Annotated in this window: 6 protein-coding genes; 4 read left to right on the plus strand and 2 right to left on the minus strand. The window is 58.1% G+C overall.

Going from position 1 to position 6198, the window contains the following annotated elements:
* Nucleotides 1–158 precede the first annotated feature (158 nt).
* From rimP to infB, 4 genes are read left to right on the plus strand one after another with little or no spacing between them, the layout of a single operon-like run.
* Nucleotides 159–770 carry a ribosome maturation factor RimP gene (gene rimP, locus BMY36_RS06140; RefSeq protein ID WP_050520166.1) on the plus strand — a complete coding sequence of 204 codons (612 nt, stop codon included), beginning with the start codon at nucleotides 159–161 and terminating at the stop codon, nucleotides 768–770.
* A gap of 34 nt (nucleotides 771–804) precedes the next feature.
* Entirely contained in the window at nucleotides 805–2412 is a 1608-nt protein-coding gene (gene nusA, locus BMY36_RS06145) for a transcription termination factor NusA (protein WP_050520144.1), read from the plus strand.
* A gap of 17 nt (nucleotides 2413–2429) precedes the next feature.
* Nucleotides 2430–3065, plus strand: a complete 636-nt coding sequence (locus BMY36_RS06150; RefSeq protein WP_050520145.1) for an RNA-binding protein — start codon at nucleotides 2430–2432, stop codon at nucleotides 3063–3065.
* Nucleotides 3062–5596 (plus strand): translation initiation factor IF-2, encoded by a 2535-nt coding sequence (gene infB / locus BMY36_RS06155; RefSeq protein WP_050520146.1) that lies wholly within the window; start codon nucleotides 3062–3064, stop codon nucleotides 5594–5596. Before BMY36_RS06150 ends, infB begins: the two co-directional genes overlap by 4 nt.
* 99 nt (nucleotides 5597–5695) lie before the next feature.
* Here the strand turns inward: infB and BMY36_RS19860 are convergent, their stop codons facing one another.
* Nucleotides 5696–5836, minus strand: a complete 141-nt coding sequence (locus BMY36_RS19860; RefSeq protein ID WP_175469261.1) for a hypothetical protein — start codon at nucleotides 5834–5836, stop codon at nucleotides 5696–5698.
* Between the two features lie 38 nt (nucleotides 5837–5874).
* The coding region (locus BMY36_RS06160; RefSeq protein WP_139193950.1) for a transposase domain-containing protein at nucleotides 5875–6198 on the minus strand (324 nt) is incomplete at its 5' end.

Raw genomic sequence — 6198 nt, forward strand, 5'->3', positions numbered from 1 at the left:
GGGGGGAAAGGCAAGAGACTCTGCTTGCCATTGCGTGCGGGGGGGCCTATATGATCGCTAACAGATGTTTTGGGGTCCACACCCGAAGCTACCGGAACCTGATGCGGGCCTGTTGGCCCGTTTTTTGTTTTGGGATACCTTTTGCCCGCAGGGATGCCATGTCTGATCTGATCGCCAAAACCGCCATTGACCGCCGCCTTGCGGAGATTATCACGCCAACGATTGAAGCGTTGGGGTATGAATTGGTGCGCGTCCGCCTGATGAGTGGCAAGTACAAGATTTTGCAGATCATGGCGGACCGCCCGGAGGGGGGAATAATCGTGGATGATTGCGCCAAGATTTCCACGGCTGTTTCGGCGGTGTTGGATGTTGAGGACCCGATTGAGGACAATTACACGCTGGAGGTATCGAGCCCCGGCATTGACCGCCCCCTGACGCGGTTGAAGGATTTTGATATGTGGGCCGATTATGAGGCGCGCATTGAGACGACCGAGTTGATCGACGGGCGCCGCCGCTTTAAGGGATTTTTGCGCGGCACTGAGGGCGATGAGGTGTTGATTGAATTGGAGGATGGCAAAGAGCCTGTGACCATTGGGTTGCAGTTTGACTGGTTGTCGGATGCCAAGTTGATTTTGACTGATGATTTGATTGCCGAAATGTTGCGGCAGAAAAAGGCAGACCCGGCGTTTGATGCCAGTGCGTTTGACGAGATTGAAGAGTCCGAAGGGGAAGAGCCTGAAGCGGCTGATACCCCAGTAACCAAGCACTAACGGCGCGCGCGCCGCCCTTTGGGAGTAGATACGAATGGCCATTACCTCAGCGAACCAGCTTGAATTGTTGCAAACGGCCGAAGCCGTCGCGCGGGAGAAGATGATTGACCCCGAATTGGTCATTCAGGCGATGGAAGAATCCCTCGCCCGGGCGGCGAAGTCGCGGTACGGCGCAGAGCTGGACATTCGGGTGGCGATTGATCGGCGCACCGGGCGCGCGACATTTACCCGCGTGCGCACGGTTGTGGGCGATGATGAGGTGGACAATTACCAAAGCCAGATGAACGTTAAAGATGCGAAAGTGCATTTGGCGGACCCCAAAGTGGGCGATTTGATTGTTGAAGAAGTGCCGCCCGTTGATTTGGGGCGCATCGCGGCGCAATCGGCCAAGCAGGTTATCTTGCAAAAGGTGCGCGAAGCCGAACGTGACCGCCAGTTTGAAGAGTTCAAGGACCGCAAGGGCACGATCATCAATGGGCAGGTCAAGCGCGAAGAATACGGCAATATCATCGTGGATATTGGCCGGGGCGAAGCGATTTTGCGCCGCAACGAAAAGATTGGCCGCGAATCGTATCGCCCGAACGACCGTATCCGTTGCTACATCAAGGATGTGCGGCGTGAGGCGCGCGGGCCGCAGGTGTTCCTGTCCCGGACCGACCCGCAGTTCATGGCCGAGTTGTTCAAGATGGAAGTGCCAGAGATTTATGATGGCATTATCGAGATTAAGGCCGTGGCGCGTGACCCCGGCAGCCGTGCCAAGATTGCTGTGATTTCCTATGACAACTCCATCGACCCGGTGGGCGCGTGCGTGGGTATGCGCGGCAGCCGTGTGCAGGCCGTTGTGAACGAATTGCAGGGCGAAAAGATTGACATCATTCCGTGGAATGAGGACCAAGCGACATTCTTGGTGAACGCGTTGCAGCCTGCCGAAGTGTCCAAGGTTGTGATCGACGAAGAGATTGGCAAGATCGAAGTTGTGGTGCCCGATGAGCAGCTGTCGCTGGCGATTGGTCGCCGGGGCCAGAACGTGCGGTTGGCCAGCCAGTTGACGGGCCTTGATATTGATATTGTGACAGAAACCGACGAATCCGCGCGCCGCCAAGCCGAGTTTGCGGAGCGTACGGGCCTGTTTATGGCAGCGCTTGATATTGACGAGATGATGGCGCAGTTGCTGGTTGCCGAAGGCTTTGTCACGCTGGAAGAAGTGGCGTATGTTGATACCGACGAATTGCTGTCGATCGATGGGTTTGATGAGGGCACGGCGGGCGAATTGCAGACACGGGCGCGCGAACATCTGGAAGCGGCCAACACCAAGGCGATGGAAGCGGCCCGCGCGCTGGGCGTTGAGGACAGCTTGGTCAACTTTGAGGGGCTGACCCCGCAGATGTTGGAAGCGCTGGCCAATGACGGCATCAAGACGTTGGAAGATTTCGCAACCTGTGCGGATTGGGAACTTGCGGGCGGTTGGACCACTGTGAAAGGGGTTCGCCACAAGGATGAAGGCGTGTTGGAGAAATTTGACGTATCGCTGGAAGAGGCGCAAACTTTGGTTATGACCGCGCGTGTGATGCTGGGCTGGGTGGACCCGACCGAGATGGACGCCGTTGAAGAAGAAGAAGACCTTGACGAGGAGGAGGCCTGAGAGGGCCTGCGCAGACCATGACACGCGGGGGCCGGGACAAAGACCTTGATGATGGACCAGAGCGACGGTGCATCGTTTCGGGCGACAGCCAACCAAAGGCGGGGTTGATCCGTTTTGTGGTGGGGCCGGACGCGGTGGTGGTGCCCGATGTGATGGGGCGTTTGCCGGGGCGGGGGATTTACGTGTCCTCTGATCCGGCGATGATTGCAAAGGCGGCGCAAAAAGGGTTGTTTACCCGCGCAGCCCGGACGCCCGTAAAGGCGCCCGATGGGTTGGCAGAGCTGGTTGAGGTTTTGTTGATGCGCCGGGTTTTGGAATCGTTAAGCCTTGCGCGCAAAGCGGGGCAAGCGGTGACGGGATATGAGAAGGTGAAGGAATGGTTGGTGAAGGGGCAAGCGATTGCCTTGATCCAAGCCAGCGACGGGTCGGAGCGCGGCAAATCGAAATTGCGCCCACCGGACCGAAAGAACGGATTTATTGGCTGTTTGACATCCCAGGAAATGGGTTTGGCATTTGGCCGGGAACATGCAATACACGGCGCGCTTGCGGCTGGTGGATTGGGCAAACGTGTTGTAGATGAAGCGGTAAGGCTTGCGGGTTTCCGTGAGCAAGCAGGCGGGACCCCCGCCGATGAGGATAGACAAGACGCATGAGCGATACAGACGGTAAAAAACCCCTCGGCCTTGGTGGCACCCCTCGATCTGGGCAGGTGAAGCAAAGCTTTAGCCATGGCCGGACGAAAAGTGTAGTTGTGGAAACGAAACGCAAGCGCGTTGTCGTGCCAGCAAAACCGGGTGCGCCCGGTGTGGCCCCCGTTGCGGGCAATAAATCGCATTTGGGCGATCCGTCCAAGCGCCCGGCTGGCATTTCCGATGTGGAGATGGAGCGCCGTTTGACCGCGTTGCGTGCTGCAAAAGCACGTGAGGTTGAGGACAACGCCCGCCGCGCTGCCGAAGAAATCTCGCGCGAGGAAGATCGTGCGCGCAAGCGTGAAGAGATTGACGCCAAAGAGCGTGAGGACCGCGAGCGCGAAAGCGCGTTGAAGGCCCGCGCCGATGAAGAAGCCCGCGTGAAAGCCGAGGCGGAAGCCGATGCAAAGCGCGCGGAAGCGGCGAAAAATGCGCCCAAAGCGGTGAAACCCGCTGCTGCGGCGGCCCCTGCCGTCGATGAGCGTGGCCCGATGGGTGCCAAGCCAGCGTTGGCCCCTGCGCGCAGCAAAACCGACCGTGACCGCGACAGCCGCGCCGATGATGGTGGCCGTGGCAAGGCGAAAACCGATGACAGCCGCCGCACGGGCAAGCTGACGCTGAACGATGCGTTGGCGGGTGAAGGTGGGCGCACGCGGTCGATGGCCGCGATGAAGCGTAAGCAGGAAAAGGCACGCCAAAAGGCGCTGGGCCAGCAAGCCCGCCCTGAAAAGCAAGTGCGCGATGTCAAAGTGCCGGAAACCATTGTGGTGTCGGAACTGGCAAACCGCATGGCCGAACGTGCCGCGGACGTTGTGAAAAGCCTGATGAAAATGGGCATGATGGTCACGATGAACGAGGCGATTGACGTTGATACCGCCGAGTTGGTGATCGAAGAATTTGGCCACCGCATTGTGCGCGTGTCTGATTCGGACGTGGAGCAGGTGATTTTCTCGGTCGATGATGCGGCTGAGAATTTGGTATCGCGCCCCCCGATTGTCACGATCATGGGCCACGTTGACCACGGTAAAACCAGTCTGCTCGATGCGATTCGCAAAGGCAGCGTTGCCAGTGGCGAAGCGGGTGGGATTACGCAGCATATCGGTGCGTATCAGGTGACGACAGATAAGGGTGCGTTGCTGACGTTCCTCGATACCCCCGGCCACGCGGCGTTTACATCGATGCGGGCGCGCGGCGCGAATGTGACGGATATTGTTGTGTTGGTGGTTGCCGCCGATGACGCCGTGATGCCGCAAACCGTGGAGGCGATTAAGCACGCCAAAGCGGCGGGCGTGCCGATGATTGTCGCGATCAACAAGATGGACAAGCATGGCGCAAACCCGACCAAGGTGCGCACGGACTTGTTGCAGCACGAGATTGTGGTGGAAGCCATGTCGGGTGATGTGCAGGACGTTGAGGTTTCGGCGAAAACCGGGCTTGGGCTGGACAATTTGCTGGAAGCGATTGCGCTGCAGGCAGAAATTTTGGAACTGAAGGCCAACCCGAACCGCAATGCGGCCGCGGCTGTGATTGAAGCAAAGCTGGACGTGGGCCGTGGGCCTGTTGCGACGGTTTTGGTGCAAAATGGCACGCTGCGCCGGGGCGATATTTTCGTCGTGGGCGAGCAGTGGGGCAAAGTGCGCGCGCTGATCAACGACAAGGGCGACCGTGTCGATGAGGCGGGGCCATCCAGCCCTGTGGAGGTATTGGGTCTGTCTGGCACGCCGCAAGCGGGTGACGTTTTGAACGTGGTCGAAACCGAAGCGCAGGCGCGCGAAATTGCGGATTACCGCGAAAAAGCCGCCAAGGACAAGCGCGCGGCGGTGGGTGCCGCGACGACGTTGGAACAGTTGATGGCCAAGGCCAAGGCTGACAAGAACGTGTCGGAACTGCCGATCATCGTGAAAGCGGATGTTCAGGGGTCTGCCGAAGCCATCGTGCAAGCGATGGAAAAAATCGGCAACGACGAGGTGCGCGTGCGCGTGCTGCATTACGGCGTTGGCGCGATCACCGATTCGGATGTTGGTTTGGCGGAAGCGTCGAACGTGCCGATCATAGGGTTTAACGTGCGGGCCAATGCGTCTGCGCGCCAGTCTGCGAACCAAAAAGGTGTCGAAATCCGCTATTATTCGATCATTTATGATCTGGTGGATGACATCAAAGCGGCGGCATCGGGGCTGTTGAAGGCCGAAGTGCGCGAAACCTTTATCGGTTATGCGCAGATCAAAGAGGTGTTCAAAGTTACGGGCATTGGCCAAGTGGCGGGTTGTATTGTCACCGAAGGCATTGCGCGCCGTTCGGCGGGTGTGCGTTTGCTGCGTGACAACGTGGTGATCCATGAAGGCACGCTGAAAACGCTGAAGCGGTATAAGGACGAGGTCAAAGAAGTTCAGTCTGGCCAAGAATGTGGCATGGCGTTTGAACGGTATGAGGATATTCGCCAAGGCGATGTCATCGAAATCTTTGAGCGTGAAGAGATCGAGCGCCGTTTGGCATAAAGGGATTTGCCCCGCACGGTTTGTGATGGTGCGGGGCGAGAATTGAATAAGGGCCGGGCAAATTGCCCGGCCCTTTTCATTGGAAGGCTACGTGTGTGATTAAGACTTGCGGGTGGCGATGACGGGCCGACCGACATAGTTTTTTTCATCGACGTGGACGATCAACATCCCGTCCGGTGTTTGCCCGACGTGCAAGCCCTGCACCGAAACGCAGCTTCCTATGGTGATTGTTCTGAGCATTGCTAATTCCGTATCCGTCCGGTGTGACTGGCGTTGACTTATTGAGCCGGCCAGTTCCATGGCATGAGGTCATCAAGGCGGTTCATTTTGTGATCAGCGATGCGGGCCAGAACCCAACGAAGCCACGCTTCAGGATCGACCTTATTCATGCGACAGGTTTCGATAAGCGTATATGCAATGGCGGCAGCGTCACCACCGCCCTTTGACCCCATGAACAGATAATTCTTGCGCCCGAGGGTCACCGGTCTGATTGAGCGCTCACATATATTGTTGTCCAGCTCCAGCTTGCCGTCGTCGAGATATGCCCGTGCCTTTGGTATACGGCCAAGCGCATAGCGGATGGCTGCTGCCACGTTCGACTT

It is taken from the genome of Pseudorhodobacter antarcticus (assembly GCF_900110135.1).
GTDB lineage: Bacteria > Pseudomonadota > Alphaproteobacteria > Rhodobacterales > Rhodobacteraceae > Pseudorhodobacter > Pseudorhodobacter antarcticus.

What these genes read in the sequence shown, in the direction of transcription:
- BMY36_RS19860 (WP_175469261.1), bottom strand. Translation starts at nt 5,836, where the DNA reads ATGCTCAGAACAATCACCATAGGAAGCTGCGTTTCGGTGCAGGGCTTG.
- infB (WP_050520146.1), top strand. Translation starts at nt 3,062, where the DNA reads ATGAGCGATACAGACGGTAAAAAACCCCTCGGCCTTGGTGGCACCCCT.
- nusA (WP_050520144.1), top strand. Translation starts at nt 805, where the DNA reads ATGGCCATTACCTCAGCGAACCAGCTTGAATTGTTGCAAACGGCCGAA.
- BMY36_RS06150 (WP_050520145.1), top strand. Translation starts at nt 2,430, where the DNA reads ATGACACGCGGGGGCCGGGACAAAGACCTTGATGATGGACCAGAGCGA.
- rimP (WP_050520166.1), top strand. Translation starts at nt 159, where the DNA reads ATGTCTGATCTGATCGCCAAAACCGCCATTGACCGCCGCCTTGCGGAG.